20 protein-coding genes are annotated in these 17,377 nt (G+C 72.1%); 10 read left to right on the forward strand and 10 right to left on the reverse strand.

All coding sequences use genetic code 11. The features are described 5' to 3' along the window. Positions 1-47: 47 nt before the first annotated feature. The gene (locus tag ACFY7H_RS12480) at positions 48-794 is read left to right on the forward strand and encodes a hypothetical protein (protein WP_388937082.1); all 747 of its coding nucleotides are present in this window, start codon (positions 48-50) and stop codon (positions 792-794) included. A gap of 54 nt (positions 795-848) precedes the next feature. Here the strand turns inward: ACFY7H_RS12480 and ACFY7H_RS12485 are convergent, their stop codons facing one another. Further along, positions 849-2,078 carry an acyl-CoA dehydrogenase family protein gene (locus ACFY7H_RS12485; protein WP_388937084.1) on the reverse strand — a complete coding sequence of 410 codons (1,230 nt, stop codon included), beginning with the start codon at positions 2,076-2,078 and terminating at the stop codon, positions 849-851. A 176-nt stretch (positions 2,079-2,254) separates the two neighbouring features. Here ACFY7H_RS12485 and ACFY7H_RS12490 point away from each other — a divergent pair, with 176 nt between their 5' ends. Further along, a complete protein-coding gene (locus ACFY7H_RS12490; protein WP_388937087.1) occupies positions 2,255-2,899 on the forward strand; it encodes a TetR family transcriptional regulator in 645 nt (214 codons plus the stop codon). Positions 2,900-2,914: 15 nt separating this feature from the next. Here the strand turns inward: ACFY7H_RS12490 and def are convergent, their stop codons facing one another. Beyond that, complete coding sequence (gene def / locus ACFY7H_RS12495) at positions 2,915-3,463, reverse strand: peptide deformylase (protein WP_388937090.1); 549 nt, start codon at positions 3,461-3,463, stop codon at positions 2,915-2,917. A 121-nt stretch (positions 3,464-3,584) separates the two neighbouring features. Here def and ACFY7H_RS12500 point away from each other — a divergent pair, with 121 nt between their 5' ends. From ACFY7H_RS12500 to ACFY7H_RS12525, 6 genes are all read left to right on the forward strand, one after another. After that, the gene (locus ACFY7H_RS12500; RefSeq protein WP_388937093.1) at positions 3,585-4,823 is read left to right on the forward strand and encodes a MurT ligase domain-containing protein; all 1,239 of its coding nucleotides are present in this window, start codon (positions 3,585-3,587) and stop codon (positions 4,821-4,823) included. Positions 4,824-4,849: 26 nt separating this feature from the next. Continuing rightward, on the forward strand, positions 4,850-5,578 hold the full coding sequence (locus tag ACFY7H_RS12505) for a type 1 glutamine amidotransferase (protein ID WP_388937096.1): 729 nt from the start codon (positions 4,850-4,852) through the stop codon (positions 5,576-5,578). 208 nt (positions 5,579-5,786) lie between these two features. After that, positions 5,787-6,812, forward strand: a complete 1,026-nt coding sequence (locus tag ACFY7H_RS12510; RefSeq protein ID WP_388937099.1) for a 6-phosphofructokinase — start codon at positions 5,787-5,789, stop codon at positions 6,810-6,812. A gap of 91 nt (positions 6,813-6,903) precedes the next feature. Then, positions 6,904-7,860 carry a cytochrome c oxidase assembly protein gene (locus ACFY7H_RS12515; protein WP_388937101.1) on the forward strand — a complete coding sequence of 319 codons (957 nt, stop codon included), beginning with the start codon at positions 6,904-6,906 and terminating at the stop codon, positions 7,858-7,860. A gap of 32 nt (positions 7,861-7,892) precedes the next feature. Next, on the forward strand, positions 7,893-8,051 hold the full coding sequence (locus ACFY7H_RS12520) for a hypothetical protein (protein ID WP_185911042.1): 159 nt from the start codon (positions 7,893-7,895) through the stop codon (positions 8,049-8,051). Positions 8,052-8,119: 68 nt separating this feature from the next. Further along, on the forward strand, positions 8,120-8,830 hold the full coding sequence (locus tag ACFY7H_RS12525; protein ID WP_388937105.1) for a lysophospholipid acyltransferase family protein: 711 nt from the start codon (positions 8,120-8,122) through the stop codon (positions 8,828-8,830). A gap of 56 nt (positions 8,831-8,886) precedes the next feature. Here ACFY7H_RS12525 and ACFY7H_RS12530 read toward each other — a convergent pair whose 3' ends face one another. The 8 genes from ACFY7H_RS12530 to ACFY7H_RS12565 form a co-directional block, all read right to left on the reverse strand. Continuing rightward, a complete protein-coding gene (locus tag ACFY7H_RS12530) occupies positions 8,887-10,551 on the reverse strand; it encodes an alpha/beta hydrolase (protein WP_388937108.1) in 1,665 nt (554 codons plus the stop codon). Positions 10,552-10,735: 184 nt separating this feature from the next. Beyond that, the gene (locus tag ACFY7H_RS12535; protein WP_388937111.1) at positions 10,736-11,521 is read right to left on the reverse strand and encodes an urease accessory protein UreD; all 786 of its coding nucleotides are present in this window, start codon (positions 11,519-11,521) and stop codon (positions 10,736-10,738) included. Continuing rightward, a complete protein-coding gene (gene ureG, locus ACFY7H_RS12540) occupies positions 11,518-12,213 on the reverse strand; it encodes an urease accessory protein UreG (protein WP_388937113.1) in 696 nt (231 codons plus the stop codon). Before ureG ends, ACFY7H_RS12535 begins: the two co-directional genes overlap by 4 nt. Before the next feature lie 33 nt (positions 12,214-12,246). Next, positions 12,247-12,921, reverse strand: coding sequence for an urease accessory protein UreF (locus ACFY7H_RS12545; RefSeq protein ID WP_388937116.1), 675 nt, complete (start codon positions 12,919-12,921; stop codon positions 12,247-12,249). Between the two features lie 31 nt (positions 12,922-12,952). Then, a complete protein-coding gene (locus ACFY7H_RS12550) occupies positions 12,953-14,674 on the reverse strand; it encodes an urease subunit alpha (protein WP_388937119.1) in 1,722 nt (573 codons plus the stop codon). Further along, positions 14,667-14,978, reverse strand: a complete 312-nt coding sequence (locus ACFY7H_RS12555; RefSeq protein ID WP_388937122.1) for an urease subunit beta — start codon at positions 14,976-14,978, stop codon at positions 14,667-14,669. The genes ACFY7H_RS12550 and ACFY7H_RS12555 overlap by 8 nt, the downstream gene beginning before the upstream one ends. 14 nt (positions 14,979-14,992) lie before the next feature. Further along, positions 14,993-15,295: an urease subunit gamma gene (locus tag ACFY7H_RS12560; protein WP_388937125.1), complete on the reverse strand. Its 303-nt coding sequence runs from the start codon at positions 15,293-15,295 to the stop codon at positions 14,993-14,995. 311 nt (positions 15,296-15,606) lie between these two features. After that, complete coding sequence (locus ACFY7H_RS12565; protein ID WP_388937128.1) at positions 15,607-16,056, reverse strand: ATP-binding protein; 450 nt, start codon at positions 16,054-16,056, stop codon at positions 15,607-15,609. A gap of 197 nt (positions 16,057-16,253) precedes the next feature. Between ACFY7H_RS12565 and ACFY7H_RS12570 the strand changes: the two genes are divergently transcribed. Beyond that, positions 16,254-17,138 carry a helix-turn-helix domain-containing protein gene (locus tag ACFY7H_RS12570; protein WP_388937131.1) on the forward strand — a complete coding sequence of 295 codons (885 nt, stop codon included), beginning with the start codon at positions 16,254-16,256 and terminating at the stop codon, positions 17,136-17,138. Positions 17,139-17,150: 12 nt separating this feature from the next. Further along, a complete protein-coding gene (locus ACFY7H_RS12575) occupies positions 17,151-17,372 on the forward strand; it encodes a DUF397 domain-containing protein (RefSeq protein ID WP_388937133.1) in 222 nt (73 codons plus the stop codon). Positions 17,373-17,377: the final 5 nt, after the last annotated feature.

Raw genomic sequence — 17,377 nt, forward strand, 5'->3', positions numbered from 1 at the left:
GGCCCGGATCACGGCCGGGTGATCGCCGAGCCTTCGAGGAGGTCCCCTTGGCCACACCGCCACCGCAGTACGGCGCCGGCGGCCCCTACGAGTTCCCCGCCCGGCGGGTGGACGCCGCAGACCCCCACCTCCCGCCGTACGCCCCCGCGGTGCCGCAGCAGCGGGCGGAGCGCTCCGACGGGTACACGTGCCGCGTGTGCGGCTGCTGGCCCGCGGTTCCGGCCACCGTGCGCGGTCATCAGGGCCTGCTGGTCCTGATGCGGTTCCTGAGCGTGCCCGGGCCGTTCTGCCGCGACTGCGGCACAGCCACGTACCGCAGGATGTCCTCGGACACCCTGTGGCAGGGCTGGTGGGGTCCGCTGTCGCTGTTCGTCACCCCGGTCGTCCTGCTGCTGAACCTCGGCCGCCGGGCGGCTTTCCGCCGCCTCGGGGTGCCGTCGGGCGGGTTCCGGCCCCCGCTGGATCCGGGCCGGCCGCTGTGGCGGCGCCCGCCCGCGATGCTGTTCCTCGTACCGGCGCTGCTCCTGGCCCTCGGCGTCCCCGCCCTCGTCCTGGCCGGCCTGACGGCCGGCGACGACGAGCCGCCGGTCCTGACGGTGGGACAGTGCGTGCGCAACGTGGGCGACTGGAGCGACCAGGAGCTGCTGGTCACGGGCTGCGGCTCGCCGAAGGCGCAGTACCGCGTCAGCAAGCGGCTGACCGCCGGCGAGTCCTGCGCCCCGGGCGACTTCCTCTCCGCCCCCGAGTACGGCGGCGACGACTGGACCCTGCACTGCCTGACCCCGCTGCGCTGACCCGCGCCCGCCGCCCCGTGAGACGGGCTCCCGGGGCGGCGGCGAGGACCGCGGCTACCGGATCGGCATGCCGGAGAGCGTGCGCGCGATCACCAGGCGCTGGATCTCGCTGGTCCCCTCGAAGATCGTGTAGATCGCGCTGTCCCGGTGCATGCGCTCCACGGGGTACTCCCGGGTGTAGCCGTTGCCGCCGAGGATCTGGACCGCCTGGGCGGTGACCTTCTTCGCCACCTCGCTCGCGTACAGCTTCGACATGGAGCCCTCCGCCGAGGTGAAGGGCTTGCCCGCGACGGCCATCCAGGACGCGCGCCACACGAGCAGCCGGGCCGCGTCGATCTGGGTGCGCATGTCCGCCAGCTGGAAGGCCACCCCCTGGTTGTCGATGATCGGGCGCCCGAACTGGGTACGGGTCTTCGCGTAGTCGAGGGCGACCTCGTACGCCGCGCGGGCCGTGCCGACGGCCATGGCGCCGACGGCCGGCCGCGAGGCCTCGAAGGTGGCCATCGCGGCGTTCTTCACGCGCTCGCCGCCGCCCGCCGCGGCCCGCTCACGGGCCCGCGCGAGCCGCTCGTCCAGCTTGTCCTTGCCGCCGAGCAGGCAGGACCCGGGGACGCGTACGTCTTCCAGGACCACCTCGGCCGTGTGGGAGGCGCGGATGCCGTGCTTCTTGAACTTCTGGCCCTGGGTCAGGCCGGGGGTGCCGGGCGGCACGATGAAGGAGGCGTGGCCCTTGGTGCCGAGCTCGGGGTCGACGACGGCGACGACGATGTGGACGTTGGCGATGCCGCCGTTGGTGGCCCAGGTCTTGGTGCCGTTGAGGACCCACTCGTCCTTGGCCTGGTCGTAGACGGCCCGGGTGCGCATCGCGCCGACGTCGGACCCGGCGTCCGGCTCGGACGAGCAGAAGGCGGCGACCTTGACGTCGTCCGGGGTGCCGTACATCTGCGGGATCCAGGTGCCGATCTGCTCCTCGGTCCCGTTGGCGACGACGCCGATGGCCGCGAGGCCGGTGCCGACGATGGACAGGGCGATGCCCGCGTCGCCCCAGAAGAGCTCCTCCATCGCCATGGGGATGCCGAGGCCGGTCGGGTCGAAGAACTGCTGGGCGTAGAAGTCCAGCGAGTAGATGCCGACCTTGGCCGCTTCCTGGATGACGGGCCACGGAGTCTCTTCCCGCTCGTCCCATTCGGCGGCGGCGGGCCTGATCACATCGGCGGCGAAGCCGTGGATCCAGTCCCGGACCTGCTTCTGGTCGTCGTTGAGCTCCATGGTGAACTCCGCCATGTCCCCTCCAGCTGTCTCACAGGGTTACCGTTACTGCGGGTAACCCCCATCGTGGCCACAGTCTGTTACCGGCCGGTAAGCACTGTCAAGCGCGGCCGGTTCGGTGACCGGGGTACTCGGGGTGTTACGTTGCGTGGGCGTCAGGCACATCGCAAGGGCGGGGAGAGAAACACGTCATGGAGACCAGTCAGCAGGCGGGCGAGCCGGGAGCGGGAGAACGCCGTCGGCGCGAGCTGCTCGAGGCGGCGGACCGCGTCGTACTCAGGGACGGTCCGAAGGCCTCCATGAACGCCATCGCGGCGGAGGCCGGCATCACCAAGCCCATCCTCTACCGGCACTTCGGCGACAAGGCGGGCCTCTACCAGGCACTCGCCGTCCGGCACACCGACGCCCTGCTGGACTCGCTGCGGGCCGCGCTCGACGCCCCGGCCGAACGCCGGCGTCGGGTGGAGGCCACCCTCGACACCTACCTCGCCGCCATCGAGGCCCGCCCGCAGGTCTACCGGTTCCTGATGCACCCCGCCGAGGACTCGCAGAGCAACGAGCGCGGCTTCGACGTCGGCCTGCACTCCGCCCCGCTGCTGCGCCGGCTCGGCGAGGAGCTGGCGGAGGTGGTCGGGGAACGTGTGGACCTCGGTCCCGACGGCCGGCAGCTCGCCCGGATCTGGGGCCACGGCATCGTCGGCATGATGCACGCGGCGGGCGACTGGTGGCTGGGCGAGCGGCCCTGCGACCGGGCCGCTCTGGTCGCGGGCCTCACCGACCTGCTCTGGGGGCGTCTGGCCACCGCGGGCAACCGCGCGGACGGCCCCGGCTTCTGACCCGCCCGCGACGGCCTACCCCCGGGCACCGCCCCACGGGGCCTTGGCGATGGCCCGGCGCAGCCTGCGGGCGCGCAGCCCGGTCACCCGGTCCGCGTAGACCGTGCCGTCGAGGTGGTCGCACTCGTGCTGGAGGCAGCGGGCGAAGAATCCGGTGCCCTCGATCCGCACCGGGGTCCCGTCGGAGGTGACCCCCTCGACGACCGCCCGGTCGAAGCGGACGGTGCCCGCCTCCAGGCCGGGCAGCGACAGACAGCCCTCGGGGCCGCGGAACTCGTCCCCGTCGGCCTCCACCAGCCGGGGATTGACGACGTGTCCCACGTGACGGACGTCCTCGTCGTCGGGGCAGTCGTAGACGAAGACCCGCTGCCCGGTGCCGATCTGGTTCGCGGCGAGGCCGACGCCCTGGGCCGCGTACATCGTGGCGAACATGTCCTCGATGAGCCGCCCGAGTTGGGGGCCGAAGTCGGTGACTTCCGCGCAGGGCGAATGGAGCACCGGGTCGCCCAGCAGGCTCATGGGGCGGACGGAACCGGTGGTACCGGGGAGGGGACGCTGTCGCATGGCCGTAAGGGTACGACGGGCGAATATATGAGCAGATCCGCGGCGACCTGGGGCGCCGCGGTCAAGGCCACGGCCGGTACTGGATAGGCTGGGGCGACCGACGCTAGGAGGACAAGGGACGATGGCAGGCAACACGGAGCCGCTTTCGCCGCGGGCCAAGCTGGCCGTGACGGCGGGCAAGGCCGCGGCGGCGGTGTCGCGGGCCGCGGGACGCGGAAGCGGATCGGTGATCGGAGGCAAGGTCGCACTCAGGCTGGACCCCGATCTTCTCGGCGCGCTGGCGCAGCATCTCGACGTCGTCCTCGTCTCCGCGACGAACGGCAAGACCACCACGACCCGCCTGATCGCGGAGGCCCTGCGGGCCAGCGGTCCGGTCGTGTCCAACGCGCTGGGCGCGAACATGCCGGCCGGCATCACCTCCGCCCTGGCCGGCGGCTCGGACGCCAGGTACGGCGTCATCGAGGTGGACGAGAAGTACCTGGCCGGGGTGGCCCGGGACGTCACCCCCAAGGTGATCGCCCTGCTGAACCTCTCCCGCGACCAGCTGGACCGCGCGGCCGAGACCCGCATGCTCGCCGAGAAGTGGCGCGAGGGGCTCCAGGGCTCCAAGGCGGTCGTGGTCGCGAACTGCGACGACCCGCTGATCGTGTGGTCGGCCTCCTCCTCGCAGAACGTGGTGTGGGTCGCCGCCGGCCAGGAGTGGAAGGACGACGCCTGGTCGTGCCCCTCCTGCGGTGGCGTCATGCAGCGCCCGGGCGACGACTGGTTCTGCGGCGAGTGCGGTTTCCGCCGCCCGGCCCCGAGCTGGGTGCTCTCCGGCGACCACGTGCTGGACCCGCACGGCAGCGCCTGGCCGATCCACCTCCAGCTGCCCGGCCGCGCCAACAAGGCCAACGCCGCCACCTCGGCCGCCGTGGCCGCCGTGTTCGGCGTGCCGCCGCAGGTCGCGCTGGAGCGCATGTACCAGGTGCAGGCCGTGGCCGGCCGCTACGACGTGGTCAACTTCATGGGCCGTGAGCTGCGGCTGCTGCTCGCGAAGAACCCGGCGGGCTGGCTCGAGACGTTCTCGCTGATCGACGGACCTCCGGCGCCGGTGATCCTCTCGGTGAACGCCCGCGGCGCGGACGGCACCGACACCTCCTGGCTGTGGGACGTGGACTACCCGCGCCTCGCCGGCCACCCGATCTTCGTCATCGGCGACCGCAAACTGGACCTCGCGGTCCGCCTGGAGGTCGCGGGCCTGGACTTCCGGGTCTGCGAGACGCTCGACGAGGCCGCCCAGCTGGCGCCGCCCGGGCAGATCGAGCTGATCGCCAACTACACGGCCTTCCAGGACGTGCGCCGCCGCGTCGGCAACTAGTACCCAGACCTTCGAAGGACAAGAGCATGAGCGACAACAGCCTGCGTCTGGTGTGGGTCTACCCCGACCTGCTCAGCACGTACGGAGACCAGGGCAACGCCCTCGTGGTGGAGCGCCGGGCCCGCCAGCGCGGCCTGGACGTGCAGCGCGTGGACGTGCGCAGCGACCAGCCCATCCCGACCTCGGGCGACATCTACCTGATCGGCGGCGGCGAGGACCGGCCGCAGCGGCTGGCCGCGGAGCGGCTGCTGCGCGACGGCGGTCTGGAGCGCGCCGTCTCGAACGGGGCGATCGTCTTCTCCGTCTGCGCCGGGTACCAGATCCTGGGCCAGGAGTTCGTCAACGACCAGGGGCAGCGTCAGGAGGGCCTCGGCCTGCTGGACGTGGTGACCGTGCGCGGTGAGGGCGAGCGGTGCGTCGGCGACGTCCTCGGCGACATCGACCCGCGCCTGGGCCTGCCCCAGCTGACGGGCTTCGAGAACCACCAGGGCGTCACCCACCTCGGCCCGACGGCACGGCCGTTCGCCCGGGTGACGATGGGCCGCGGCAACGGCACCGGCGACGGCACCGAGGGCGCGTACAACGACACCGTCTTCGGCACGTACATGCACGGTCCCGTGATGGCCCGCAACCCGCTCATCGCGGACCACCTGCTGAAGCTGGCCCTCGACGTGAACGCGCTGCCGGCCATAGACGACCGCTGGTACGAGGCGCTGCGCGCGGAGCGCATCGCGACGGCCACGCAGCCGGCGTAGGCGGGCGGCCGCCCGCACCGCCCGGCCACCGGCCCGGATTCCCCCTCGGGAGTCCGGGCCGGTGTGCGTTCGTACGATCTTCTGTCTGTTCCGACCATCCTGTGGAGGATGGTTCAGTCCACCGGGAATCCGCTTGTAGGGTGACGGGTAGTTCCAACCGGACGACGTGGTCCGGTCGTCGGCCCACGTTGCAAAGGTTCTTCCTGCCATGCGCATTGGTGTGCTCACTTCCGGCGGCGACTGCCCCGGCCTCAATGCCGTCATCCGCTCCGTCGTGCACCGCGCCGTCGTCGACCACGGCGACGAGGTCATCGGCTTCCACGACGGCTGGCGCGGCCTCCTCGAGTGCGACTACCGCAAGCTCGACCTGGACTCCGTCGCCGGCATCCTGGCCCGCGGCGGCACCATCCTCGGCTCCTCCCGGGTCCAGCCGGCGCACCTGCGCGACGGTGTGGAGCGGGCCCGCGGGCACGTAGCGGACCTCGGTCTGGACGCCATCATCCCCATCGGCGGCGAGGGCACCCTGAAGGCCGCCAACCTGCTCGCTCAGGGCGGTCTGCCGATCGTCGGCGTGCCGAAGACCATCGACAACGACATCGCCTCCACCGACGTGACCTTCGGCTTCGACACGGCCGTGGGCGTCGCGACCGAGGCCCTGGACCGGCTGAAGACCACCGCCGAGTCGCACCAACGAGTGATGGTCGTCGAGGTCATGGGCCGGCACACCGGCTGGATCGCCCTGCACTCGGGCATGGCGGCCGGCGCGCACGCCATCGTCGTCCCGGAGCGCCCCTTCGACATCGAGGAGCTGACGACGATCGTCGGCGAGCGCTTCTCCGCGGGCAAGCGGTTCGCGATCGTCGTGGTCGCCGAGGGTGCGAAGCCCCGTCCCGGCACGATGGAGTACCAGGCGGGCGGCAAGGACCAGTACGGCCACGAGCGCTTCGCGGGCATCGGCAACATCCTCGCCGTCGAGCTGGAGCGGCGCCTGGGCAAGGAGGCCCGGCCGGTCATCCTGGGCCATGTCCAGCGCGGCGGCACGCCCACCGCGTACGACCGGGTGCTGGCCACCCGCTTCGGCTGGCACGCGGTGGAGGCGGCGCACCGGGGCGAGTTCGGGATGCTCACGGCCCTGCGCGGCACGGACATCGTGATGGTGCCGCTCGCGGAGGCCACCTCCACCCTGAAGACGGTCCCGCCGGCCCGCTACGACGAGGCCCAGACCGTTCTGTGAGGTTTCCCCCCTTCTGATGCCGCCCCCGGACGCGATCGCGTCCGGGGGCGGCATTACTGTGGTGGGGCGCCACAGTCAAGGGAGTGAAGGTATGGATCACAACGGTCACGGCATGGACATGAACATGGACCTGCCACCGTTCACTCTCGGGCGCGGACTGGAGTTCTCCTTCGACGCCTTCTTCCTGTTCGGCTCGCTGCTGGGGCTGGCCCTGTACGGGTGGGGCGTGCTGCGCCTGCGCGGCCGCGGGGACTCCTGGCCGCTGGGCCGCACGATCGCCTTCGTCACCGGTGTGCTGACGGTGGTCCTGGTGATGTGCACCAAGCTGAACGACTACGGCATGGTCATGTTCAGCGTGCACATGGTCCAGCACATGGTGATCAGCATGATCACCCCGATCCTGCTGCTGCTCGGGGCACCGGTGACGCTGGCCCTGCGGGCGCTGCCGCCCGCGGCGCGCGGCCACAGGGGCCCGCGCGAGCTGCTCCTGATGCTGCTGCACAGCCGGTACATGCGGATCGTCACCCACCCGGCGTTCACGATCCCGATGTTCATCGCGAGCCTCTACGCGCTGTACTTCACCCCGCTCTTCGACTTCCTGATGGAGAGCAGGCCCGGCCACATCGGCATGATGGTCCACTTCCTCGCCGTCGGCCTGATCTTCTTCTGGCCGATCATGGGCGTGGACCCCGGCCCGCACCGCCCCGGCTACGTGATGCGCATGCTGGAGCTGTTCGCGGGGATGCCCTTCCACGCCTTCTTCGGCATCGCGCTGATGATGGCGAGCGAGCCGATGATCAAGACGTACGCGAACCCGCCGGCCTCCCTGGACATCGACCCGCTGCTCGACCAGCAGTGGGGCGGCGGCATCGCCTGGGCGTTCAGCGAGATCCCCTCGGTGCTGGTGCTGATCGCGCTGATCTACCAGTGGTACCACTCGGAGCAGCGGATCGCGCGGCGCTCGGACCGGGCCGCCGACCGGGACGGCGACAGGGAGCTGGCCGCCTACAACGCGTATCTCGCCTCGCTCCAGCAGCGCGGCCAGTAGCGCGGGACCCGCCTCAGGCGCCACCATGGGGCATGACCGGATCCGTTAAGGCGATGGCGGTGACGACCTTCGCCGCCCTGGTGGCCGTCTCCACGTACTCGGTGGCGCTCGGCAGCAACGGCTGGCTGTGGTTCGGCTGGGTGGTGCTGGGGCTGCTGACCATGGGGCTGGCCGCTTCACGCAGCGCATGACCCTCCCGGCCGCGCGTTGACTTTCCGTAGGATGGCCGTGACATAGCGGCATCGACGGGAGCGGCCTGGTGTTCTACCACTTGCTCAAGCACGTACTGCTCGGTCCGCTGCTGCGGCTGCTGTTCCGGCCGCGGATCGAGGGGCTGGAGCACATCCCCGAGGAGGGGCCCGCGATCGTCGCGGGCAACCACCTGTCCTTCTCGGACCACTTCCTGATGCCCGCGATCCTCACGCGCCGGATCACCTTCCTCGCCAAGGCCGAGTACTTCACCGGGCCCGGCCTCAAGGGCCGGCTGACCGCCGCCTTCTTCCGCAGCGCCGGGCAGATCCCGGTGGACCGCTCCGGCAAGGACGCCGGGCGGGCGGCCCTGCGCGAGGGGCTGGGGGTGCTGTCCAGGGGCGAGCTGCTCGGCATCTATCCGGAGGGCACCCGCTCCCACGACGGGCGGCTCTACAAGGGCAAGGTCGGGGTGGCGGCGATGGCGCTGGGCGCGGGGGTGCCGGTGGTGCCCTGCGCGATGGTCGGTACCTTCGAGATCCAGCCGCCCGGGCAGAAGCTCCCGAAGATCCGCCGGGTCACGATCCGCTTCGGCGAGCCGCTGGACTTCTCCCGGTACGCGGGCATGGAGGGCGAGCGGGCCGTGCTGCGGGCCGTCACGGACGAGATCATGTACGCGATCCTCGGCCTCTCCGGCCAGGAGTACGTCGACCGGTACGCGGCCGACGTGAAGGCCGAGGAGGAGGAGAAGCGGAAGAAGGCCCGGCGCCTGACGCGCTGAGCCTTCTCCCGCCCGGGTCACCGGGGTGCTGTCACACCGCTCCCGCTTCCGGCGTCCTAGCGGACGGCCGGCAGCTCCTCGTGCTGCGGGAGCGCGGCGGCCGGGGCCTCCGCGAGGGACTTCGCCGCGGCCGGGGCCGGGGGCACCGGGGTGGCGTGCGGGGCGCAGGTGACGTTCTGGGTGTCGACCTTGCCGGTGAGCAGGTAGCCGTCCACGCGCGTGTTGACGCAGGAGTTCAGCAGGCTGGTGACGCCGTGCGAGCCGGCGTTCTGCTCGGTGATCAGGCGCGAGCCCGCCAGGCGGCGGTGCAGCTCGACGGCGCCCTCGTAGGGGGTGGCCGCGTCACGCTCGGACTGGACGATCAGGACCGGTGCGATGCCGCGCTTGGCACCGACCTCGACCGGGGTGCTCTGCTTGGACTTCCAGGTCGCGCAGGGCAGGTTCATCCACGCGTTCGACCAGGTCAGGAACGGGTACTTCTTGTGCAGCTCGGTGTTGTCCCGGTCCCACTTGGTCCAGCTGGTGGGCCACTTGGCGTCGGCGCACTCCACCGCGGTGTACACGGCGTTGCCGTTCTCGGAGGCGGCGTTGCCCTTGGTGTCGGACATGTCCGGCGCGATGGCCTCGATCAGCGGCTTCTCGTCACCGGCGGCCCAGGCGCTGAACGCCTGCGCGACCGGGACCCACGAGGAGTCGTAGTACGGGGCGCCCTGGAAGAAGCCGATCAGCTCGGCCGGGCCGACGACCCCGCCGAGCGGGTTGGCCTTGGCCTGGGCGCGCAGCTCCTGGTACTTGGCCTCGACCTTGGCGCGGCTGTCGCCGAGGTGGAAGACGCCGTCGTTCTTGGCGACCCAGTCCTGCCAGTCGTTCCAGCGCATCTGGAAGGCGACGTCCTGGTCCAGGTTGGCCTGGTACCAGATCTTCTCCTGCGACGGGTTGACGACGCTGTCGAGGATCATGCGGCGCACGTGGGTCGGGAAGAGGGTCGCGTAGACCCCGCCCAGGTAGGTGCCGTAGGAGACGCCGAGGAAGTTCAGCTTCTTCTCGCCGAGGGCGGCCCGGATGACGTCCAGGTCGCGCGCGGTGTTCGGCGTGGTCATGTGCGGCAGCATCTCGCCGCTGCGCTCCTTGCAGCCGTCCGCGTACTCGGCGGCGAGCTTGCGCTGGGCGCGCTTGTCGGCCTCGCTGGAGGGGACCGGGTCGGCCTTGGGGGCCTTCACGAACTCCTGCGGGTCGATGCAGGAGATCGGCGCCGAGTGGCCGACGCCGCGGGGGTCGAAGCCCACGAAGTCGTACGCCTTGGAGGTGTTGACCCACAGCGGGCTCTTGGTGGTGACCCGGCGCGGGAAGCGCATGCCGGAGCCGCCCGGGCCGCCCGGGTTGTAGATGAGGGCGCCCTGGCGCTCCTCCTTGGTGCCGGTGCTGACGGCGCGGTCGACGGCGAGCTCGATGGTCTTGCCGAAGGGCTTGGCGTAGTCGAGCGGGACCTTGACCCAGCCGCACTGGATCGGCTTCTCGAAGCCCCAGTCGGCGGGACAGTCCTTCCAGTCGATGCCCGCGCGCGCGGCGCGGGCAGCGGCGATCTGGACGCCGATCGCCTCGGCGCCGCCGTTGTCCCGGCCGGCCGGAGCCGCCGAGGCCGGCGGCGCGAGCAGCAGGCCTGCCGCCAGCGCGCCGGTGATGAGGGTGGCGGCGCTCCCCAGCGTCGCATTGCGTATCACGTGGTTGATCCCCCTGGTCATGTGCCGCCCGGAGCGGCGGGTTTGGGACAGGGGGATCCTTTCGTCTGACCGGTACCCGGCAACAGAGCACGGTGGAGTTCTTTGCCAACCCGATAACCGGAAAGGTGTGTACCGCTGAGCGGTGTCCCATTGTCCCGGTTCTGTCCCCCCGTCAGCGGCCGGGTCACCAGCCGTACGTGCGCTGGGCCCCGTCCAGCAGTTCGCGCAGCCGCAGCGCGTCCGGGGCCAGGGCCGTCACGAGTACGGCCGGCCCGGCCAGCGGGGTGGCCGCCGCGAACTCCCCCAGTACGGCGGCGCGCGGCGGGTCCGCCTCGAAGCGCGGGTCGACGACGAGCAGCTGGCCGAGGGCGCGGTGCCCCGCCGTTCCGGCCGGGCCGTCCCAGCCGCCCGGTGCGCCGGGGCCGCAGGACAGCTCCTGGTCCAGCAGGGGCCGGCCGTCCCGGGTGGCCGTGAGGCGGCTGCGCAGCAGGCCGGGGGCCTCGCCGCTGCGTCCCAGCACCTGTTCCTCGCGCAGCAGGAGGCGGGCGGCGGGGGCCAGTTCGGCGCGGGTGGTGGCGCGCAGGTCGCTGCCGCGCACGGAGACGAGCGGCTCCGGCAGCCAGCGCACCGCCGACCCCGCGGCCAGCGTCAGCCGTACGTCGTACCGCGCGGGCTCGCCGCCGCGGCCGGGCAGGACCAGGGTGGCCGCCGCCGAGCGCACGGCCAGACGGGCGCCGGGTCCCGCTTCGGCCTCCACCGTGAGGTGGTCGCCGCCGAGGGGGGCGCTCATCGCGCCGACCAGCGTCACCCCCGCCTCGGCTCCCTCGCCCCGGGTGCGGCGCAGGGCGAGCGGCCCCTCCCCGGCCAGCAGGGGCAGGGCGGTGCCGCCGCGGCCGTCGGCGGCGGCGCGGATGCGGGCGGTGGCGCGCAGGGAGGCCGGGTGGAGGGCGGCGGGGGGCGCGCTGGTCACCGTACGGCCCAGGCGGCGATCCGCTCCCGTACCCAGTCGGCCACCGGGGCCACGCCCTCGGCGCCGCGCAGGGACTGGAAGGCGACGGGCAGGTCCCCGCGCTGTGCGGCGGCGTCGCGGGCCATCCGTTCCAGGTCGGAGCCCACGTGGGGGGCGAGGTCGGTCTTGTTGACGACGAGGAGGTCGGAGGTGGTGACTCCGGGGCCGCCCTTGCGGGGGATGTCGTCGCCGCCCGCCACGTCGATGACGAAGATCTGGGCGTCGACCAGGCCGCGGGAGAAGGTGGCGGTCAGGTTGTCCCCGCCGGATTCGACGAGGATCAGGTCGAGGGGGGCATGGGTGCGGAAGGCCTCTTCCAGTTCCTCGACGGCCTCCAGATTGGCGGAGATGTCGTCGCGGATCGCGGTGTGGGGGCAGGCGCCGGTCTCCACGGCGCTGATCCGCTCGGGGGGCAGGACGGCTTCGCGCAGCAGGAACTCGGCGTCCTCGCGGGTGTAGATGTCGTTGGTGACGACGGCCATGGACAGTTCGGAGCGCAGGGTCCGGCAGAGGGCGGCGACGGTGGCGGTCTTGCCGGAGCCGACGGGGCCGCCGAGGCCCACGCGCAGGGCGCGGCGGCTGCCGTCGGCGCGCAGCGGGGCGGCGCCGTGGGTGTGGCGGTGGGGGTAGGTCACGTCGTGGTCGAGGTGCACGGCAGGTCTCCTTCGGGAAGCCGGTCGGGGTGCTCAGGAGGCGAAGAGGCGTACCGCCCAGTCGGCATGTGCCTCGGCCGCGATCTCCAGCAGCGGTGAGGAGGCCGCGGGCAGGGCGTCCGCGCCTTCGGTACGGGCGAGCAGGGCGGCCTGGGCCGCGCGGGCGGCGACGGCGTCGAGTTCGGGGGCGAGGCGGGCCAGTACGGCGCTCGCCTCGAAGGGGTCGAGGCCCAGCAGCCGTACCGTGGCCGTGGCCGGCCCGCTGACGCTCTCGTACGCCGCCACGTGCGCGGCGTCCAGCGCCCCGAGCCCGGCCGCCCGGGCGGTGAGGCCGAGGACCAGGGGCTGGTGGGCCCCGCGCGGGAAGGCGGCGGCCAGGGCGTCCAGTTCGGCGGCGGGCCAGGTGGCCCGGGCGGCCCGCAGCAGCTGCCGGCCGAGCCGCCGGGCGGCGGCGCGCAGCGCGGGCGAGGGGGTGCGGGCGTCGGCGGCGGCATCGAGTTCCGCCGGGTCGAGGCCGAGGGCGGCGGCAGCGGCGAGCCCCGCGGCGGTGAGCCCGGCGGTGTGCAGCCGGCCCCGGCAGAACTGGGCCAGGGTGGCGGCGTCGTGGATGCGGCCGGCCTTGCAGGCGGCCTCCGCCCCGCCGGAGTGGGCGTGCCCTCCGGCGGGGAAGCGGCCGTCCGCGAGCACGAGCAGCGCGGCGAGGCTCATGGCAGGGGGCCCTTCGGCAGGCTGGGCCCCATCAGAAGAGGAAGTATCTCTGTGCCATGGGCAGTTCGGCCGCGGGGGCCGGCTCCACCGTTTCGCCGTCGATGGTGACGGTGAAGGTGTCGGGGTCGACCTCCACCCTCGGCCGGGCGTCGTTGTTGCGCATGTCCGCCTTGCCCAGCTTGCGGGTGTTCTCGATGGCCGTGAACCTCTTTCCGAGGCCGAGGCGTTCGGGCAGGCCGTCGTCGAGGGCGGCCTGCGCGGTGAAGTTGAGCGAGTTGAGGGCCGGGGCCCGGCCGATGCCGCCGTACATGGGCCGGGGCAGGACCGGCTGCGGGGTGGGGATGGAGGCGTTGGCGTCGCCCATCTGCGCGTAGGCGATCTGGCCGCCCTTGACGACCAGTTCGGGCTTGACCCCGAAGAAGGCGGGGCTCCACAGCACCAGGTCGGCGAGCTTGCCGGTCTCGACGGAGCCGATCTCCCTGGCGAGGCCCTGGGCCACGGCGGGGTTGATCGTGTACTTGGCGACGTAGCGGCGGGCGCGGTGGTTGTCGGCGGGGCCGTCGCCGGGCAGGAATCCGCGCCGTTCCTTCATCACGTGGGCGGTCTGCCAGGTGCGCAGCACGACCTCGCCGACCCGGCCCATGGCCTGGGAGTCGGAGGAGATGATGGAGATGGCTCCGAGGTCGTGGAGCACGTCCTCGGCGGCGATGGTGGAGGGCCGGATCCGGGACTCGGCGAAGGCGAGGTCCTCGGGGACGGCCGGGTTGAGGTGGTGGCAGACCATCAGCATGTCGAGGTGTTCCTCGACGGTGTTGAGGGTGTGCGGCCGGGTGGGGTTGGTGGAGCTGGGCAGGACGTTGGGCTCGGAGACCACGGTGATGATGTCGGGTGCGTGGCCGCCGCCCGCGCCCTCGGTGTGGTACGAGTGGATGGTCCGCCCGGCGATGGCCTTGAGGGTGTCGGCGACGAAGCCGGCCTCGTTGAGCGTGTCGGTGTGGATGGCGACCTGGGCGCCGGTCTCGTCGGCGACGCTCAGGCAGGCGTCGATGGCGGCGGGGGTCGCCCCCCAGTCCTCGTGGATCTTGAATCCGAGGGCTCCGCCGCGCAGCTGGGAGAGCATGCCCTCGCGGGACGTGGTGTTGCCCTTGCCGAGGAGGCCGATGTTGACGGGGTAGGCCTCCAGCGCCGCGAACATCCGGGCCAGGTGCCAGGGCCCGGGGGTGACGGTGGTGGCCTTGGACCCCTCGGCGGGGCCGGTGCCGCCGCCGACGAGGGTGGTGATGCCGGAGGCGAGGGCCTCGTCGACGACGGTCGGGGAGATGAAGTGCACGTGGGCGTCGATGGCGCCGGCGGTGACGATCTTCCCGTTGCCCGCGATGATCTCGGTCTCGGGGCCGATGACGAGCGCGGGGTCCACCCCGTCCATGGTGTCGGGGTTTCCGGCCTTGCCGATGCCGCAGATGCGGCCGTCGCGGATGCCGACGTCGGCCTTGACGATGCCCCAGTGGTCGAGGATCACCACCCCGGTGATCACCGTGTCCGGGGCGCCCTCGGCGCGGGTGGTGCGGGCCTGGCCCATGGACTCGCGGATGACCTTGCCGCCGCCGAAGACGGCCTCGTCGCCGGAGTTGCCCGGTCCGCCGCTGAGGTCCCGCTCGATCTCGACGAAGAGGGCCGTGTCGGCGAGCCGGATCCGGTCGCCGGCGGTGGGCCCGAAGAGGTCGGCGTAGGCCCGGCGGGAGAGTTCAGCCATCGAGCGGTCCCCCGGTCTCGCCGCGCAGTCCGGGCACGGTGCGCAGTCCGCCGAGCGGTACGAGTTCCACGGCGACCGGGATGCCCGGCTCGAAGCGGACGGCGGTGCCGGCGGCGATGTTCAGGCGCAGGCCGCGCGCGGCCCGCCGGTCGAAGTCGAGGCCGGGGTTGGCCTCGGCGAAGTGGTAGTGGGAGCCGACCTGGACGGGCCGGTCGGCGGCGTTGAGGACGGTGAGGCGGGTGACGGGGCGACCCTGGTTGAGGCGCACCGGACCCTCCCCGTGGACGATCTCGCCGGGGATCATGCTGCCGCTCCCCCTCAGACGATCGGGTCGTGGACGGTGACGAGCTTGGTGCCGTCGGGGAAGGTCGCCTCGACCTGGACGTCGTGGATCATCTCGGGGACACCCTCCATGACTTCGGCGCGGGTGAGCACGGTGCGGCCGGAGGCCGTCAGCTCGGCGACGGTCCGCCCGTCGCGGGCGCCTTCGAGGAGGTGAGAGGTGATCAGGGCGACGGCCTCGGGGTGGTTGAGGAGCACCCCGCGCGCCCTGCGCTTCGCGGCCACGTCGGCGGCCACGTGGATCAGGAGTCTCTCTTGTTCGTGCGGTGTCAATTGCACCTGTATCACCAAGCTTCCGGGACATGTCTTCATCGCGCCGGGGCGACCGTACCGGCCGTCAACACCCTGTTGACCTGCGCTTGTCCGTGCCAAGCGCGTCTTTCCCCATACAGGACGAGGCTTTCCGTCCCGATCACCGCCGCTTTACCGGAGCGTGGGTGATCATTGGCCGAAGACCGAGGGCCATACGGTAGGGCCCGCATTTTTCCACCGCGTTAACCCAGGTTTCGGGAAGGCACGCGGTTTGGACTCCGCCCCGGTCCCGGCGGGGGGAGTCGTATACGGCGGGCGCGGGGTTGCCGCGCGCCGGGTCAACAGCCTCTGAGGGTCCGCGCGGAGGCGTCGGCGGGCCAGGGCAGGGTGATCCACACGGTCTTGCCGCCGTCCTCCGTGGGGCTGACCGAGAGCCGGCCGCCCGCCTCCGCCGCCAGCCAGCGGATGATGACCATCCCCCGGCCGTTGTCCTGCTGGACCGCGGCGGGGAGCCGCCTGGGCCAGCGCGGGTGGCTGTCTGTCACTCCGACGCGCAGCCACTCGTCACGTTCGAGGCGGACGTCGACGGTGAAGGTGGGCGACTGGCCGAAGGTGTGCTGCACCGAGTTGGTCGCGAGTTCCGAGACGATCAGCCGGACGGTGTCGGCGGTGCCGGCGTCCTCCGGCAGTCCCCAGTCGGACAGTACCTGTGCCACGTAGCGGCGGGCGGCGGCGACCGATACCGGATCGCTCGGCAGAGTGACGGATGCTTCCAGCTGATCTGCCATGGCGACGTCCCTTTCCCACCGGGACGAAGCCGCCCCGGATCTACGCTGAGCGCCAGAGTGCCACCCATCGTGCCGCCGTTTCCGCTGTTCCCCCAAGATATGCATATATCTGTCGCTCAATGCGGTGAACTCTGCTACGGAAGAGCGTATTTGGACGGCAGACTGGCGCGAGGTGTGCCGGTGGAAGGAGAGCGGGTATGCAGCACGGTCCCGCGGTACGTCGGCGCAAGCTCGGCGAGGAGCTCCGCGCGCTGCGCGACCGCTCCGGACTCACCAGCGGCGAGGTGGCCCGCATCGTCGGCTGGCACCAGTCGAAGGTCAGCCGCATCGAGACGGGCCGCAGCGGTGTGAAGACCGAGGACATCCGGCTGCTGCTCGACGCTTACGGAGGCGTGGTGAGCGCCCAGCAGCGGGCGCTGCTGGAGGCCCTCGGGGCATCGGCGGCCGGTCCGGCGTCGAGCGGGGACACCGCGCGCGGGCGGCAGTGGTGGCACGACTACCGCGGCCTGCTCCCGCAGGAGTACCGGGACTTCATCAGCCTGGAGGCCGGGGCCCGCGCGGCGCGCACGGTGGAGCTCTCCGTGGTGCCGGGGCTGCTGCAGACCCCGGACTACGCGCGGGCCGTGACCCGGGCCGCGCTGGGCGGGCTGCCGGAGCCGAAGGTGGACGCGCTGGTCGACGTACGGCTGGCACGGCAGGCGGTGCTGCGGGCGGATCCGCCCCTGGAACTCAGCGCGGTGCTGGACGAGGCGGTGCTGCGCCGGCAGATCGGCGGGCCGGAGGTGATGGTGGAGCAGCTGAGGCATCTGGTGGATGTGGCGCGGCTCCCCCAAGTGCGGCTGCAGGTGCTGCCGTTCACCGTGGGGGGTCATCTCGGCCTGACCGGACCGTTCGTCATTTTCTCATTTCCGAACATCGCCGATCTGGATGTGGTGGTGCTCGACCATTTGACGAGTAGCCTCTATCTGGAGCGGAAGGAAGACCTTGAGGCGTACAGCGCCGCGTTCCGCACCATCCAGGCGCACGCCCTACCGCCCCGTGACTCGTCGGATCTCATCAGCTCAATCGCTGACGACGCGTAAGGAGGCACCCCTGTGTCCGCAACCCCCTTATCCACCAGCGGACTTCTGAACAGCGCGCGGTGGCGGCGGAGCAGCCGCAGTACCGGAATGAACAACTGCGTGGAAGCGGCCGCCCTGACCGGCGGTCTGCTGGCCGTCCGCGACTCCAAGCGGACGGACGGCCCGGCCGTGCTCTTCACCGGGCCGGCCTGGGACGGCTTCCTCGCCTCCGTACGGGCGGACGGGCACGCGTGACGTGA

It is taken from the genome of Streptomyces sp. NPDC012794 (assembly GCF_042901085.1).
Lineage (GTDB): Bacteria > Actinomycetota > Actinomycetes > Streptomycetales > Streptomycetaceae > Streptomyces.